Genomic DNA, 2,298 nt, shown 5'->3' on the forward strand with positions numbered 1-2,298 from the left:
AGCTGTACCCGCAGCTCACCATCCGCGTCTCCGGCTACGCCGTGAACTTCATCAAGCTGACCCGCGAGCAGCAGCTCGACGTCATCTCCCGAACCTTCCACGCCATGCACTGAGGCACCGACGCGGCGCCCTTCCCGTGCGGAAGGGCGCCGCACAGGACACGAGCCATGCACTACTACCCCTATCCCTTCAAAAACGCCGCCGAGCATGTCTCCGGGGCGGACGACCAGATCGACCGGCTGATCCCCCTCATCGTGGGGTTCCTCTGCCTGGCGATGGTGTGGGCCGCGGTCTGGCCCTGAGGCACCGCCATGGACGTTGAGACACGGCACTTCCCGGACGCCGACCAAGCCATACCCTTCCTCACCCAGAGCGGCTTCCGCTTCCTCGAAGCGCCGGGCCGCTGGTGGAAGGGCGAAAGCGGACGATATATTCGCGCGGAGCTGCACATCACCGCGCACGGAGCCCTCGTGGTCATCTCGGGCTAGCGCAAGGGGACACCGCACCATGGACACGCACGTTCACGCCGGCCTTCCAAAGGTCGATGGCCCCAAGGTCGATGGTTGGGTGCACTCGATCGAGACCGGGGGCACGGCGGACGGCCCCGGCATCCGCTACGTGCTGTTCCTGGCCGGCTGCCCGCTGCGCTGCCAGTACTGCCACAACCCCGACACCCGCCACATGCACGACGGCACCCGCACCGCCGCGGCCGAGATCGTCGCCGAGGTCGCGGGCTACGCCGACTTCCTCAAGCGCGCCCGGGGCGGGCTGACCATCAGCGGCGGCGAGCCGCTGGTGCAGCCGGAGTTCTGCGCCGCCGTCCTGCGCGGCGCCAAGGAGCACGGCCTGCACACGGCGATCGACACCTCCGGCTTCCTCGGCGCGCACGCCGACGACCACCTGCTGGCCGACGTCGATCTGGTGCTGCTCGACATCAAGGCGTTCAAGGAATCCACCTACCGCGCGCTGACCAACGTGCCGCTGCGCCCGACGCTGGAGTTCGCCGAGCGCCTGAGCCTGATGGGCAAGCCGATCTGGCTGCGCTACGTGCTGGTGCCCGGCCTGACCGACGACATCGGCGAGATCGACGCCCTGGCCGAGTTCGCCGCCGGCCTGGGCGTGGTGGAGCGGGTGGACGTCCTGCCCTTCCACAAGCTGGGCGAATTCAAATGGCGCGAGCTGGGCATTCCCTACCTCCTCGCCACCACCGAGCCCCCCTCGGACGAGCTGACCGGGCGGGTGCGCGACCATTTCCGGGCGCAGGGCCTGCGCACAGCCTGAACGGCCCGATCCTGAAGGACAGACCCATGGACACGCATCAACTGCCGGGCGTGGAACCGCCGTACACCCTGGACGCCCGCCTGCCCCCCGCCATCGCCCAGGCCGCCGAGGACCTCGGCGTCAAGAAGGCGCACACCGACACCCTGACGCTGCTGGCGCTCGCCGTGCTGGCCGGCGCCTTCGTGGCGCTCGGCGGGCTGTTCGCCACCATCACCTGGTCGGGGGCGGAGGGCATGGTGCCCTACGGCGTCATGCGCCTGCTGGGCGGCCTGGTGTTCTCGCTGGGCCTCGTTCTGGTGGTGGTGGGCGGCGCCCAGCTGTTCACCGGCGACGCGCTGCTGGTGATGGCCTGGGCCAGCGGCCGGCTGAGCATCCGCGAGATGCTGCGGGTGTGGACGCTGGTGTGGCTCGGCAATTTCGTCGGCGCGCTCGGCACGGCCGTGCTGGTGTACCTGTCCGGCCAGTACACGTTCGGGCACGGTGCCGTGGGGGCGACGGCGCTGTACATCGCGACGACCAAGAGCGCGCTTCCCGTCGTCCAGGCGTTCTTCCTGGGCATCCTGTGCAACGTGCTGGTCTGCCTGGCGGTGTGGCTGGCGCTGGGCGCGCGCGGCGTGGGCGACAAGATCGCCGCCATCGTGCTGCCGGTGAGCGCCTTCGTCGCCGCCGGGTTCGAGCACTGCGTCGCCAACATGTACTTCGTGCCGCTGGGCATGCTCATCCAATGGGGGGCGCCCGACAGCTTCTGGGCGGAACTGCACAAGAGCTTCCCGTCCATCGACACCGGTCATTTCCTCCTCAACCTCGGCGCGGTGACGCTCGGCAACTGGGTCGGCGGCGCGCTGCTGGTCGGCGCCGTCTACTGGTTCATCTACCGCCGCCCGGCGACACGCCACTGAGCCATCCTTTCACCCGAATTACGGAAACACCGACACCATGAGCGCCATCACCGACATCACCGCCCGCGAGATCCTGGACAGCCGCGGCAACCCGACCGTCGAGGTCGACGTGACGCTG

Annotated in this window: 5 protein-coding genes; all 5 read left to right on the top strand. The window is 69.2% G+C overall.

The genetic code is table 11. The annotated features are described in order from the left end of the window. Window positions 1–2: 2 nt before the first annotated feature. Genes TSO221_RS33190 through TSO221_RS33200 form a run of 5 tightly spaced genes read left to right on the top strand, consistent with a single transcriptional unit; the run spans window position 3 to window position 2,180 of the window. Window positions 3–113 (top strand): glycine radical domain-containing protein, encoded by a 111-nt coding sequence (locus tag TSO221_RS33190; protein WP_109122740.1) that lies wholly within the window; start codon window positions 3–5, stop codon window positions 111–113. A gap of 54 nt (window positions 114–167) precedes the next feature. After that, window positions 168–302: a hypothetical protein gene (locus tag TSO221_RS36920; RefSeq protein WP_282187862.1), complete on the top strand. Its 135-nt coding sequence runs from the start codon at window positions 168–170 to the stop codon at window positions 300–302. A gap of 9 nt (window positions 303–311) precedes the next feature. Continuing rightward, complete coding sequence (locus TSO221_RS35805) at window positions 312–488, top strand: hypothetical protein (RefSeq protein WP_158284297.1); 177 nt, start codon at window positions 312–314, stop codon at window positions 486–488. A 19-nt stretch (window positions 489–507) separates the two neighbouring features. Beyond that, on the top strand, window positions 508–1,281 hold the full coding sequence (gene pflA / locus TSO221_RS33195; RefSeq protein ID WP_109122741.1) for a pyruvate formate-lyase-activating protein: 774 nt from the start codon (window positions 508–510) through the stop codon (window positions 1,279–1,281). Window positions 1,282–1,307: 26 nt separating this feature from the next. Beyond that, window positions 1,308–2,180 (top strand): formate/nitrite transporter family protein, encoded by an 873-nt coding sequence (locus tag TSO221_RS33200; RefSeq protein WP_109122742.1) that lies wholly within the window; start codon window positions 1,308–1,310, stop codon window positions 2,178–2,180. Window positions 2,181–2,298: the final 118 nt, after the last annotated feature.

The sequence above is a fragment of the Azospirillum sp. TSO22-1 genome (assembly GCF_003116015.1).
In the GTDB taxonomy this organism is placed as follows: domain Bacteria; phylum Pseudomonadota; class Alphaproteobacteria; order Azospirillales; family Azospirillaceae; genus Azospirillum.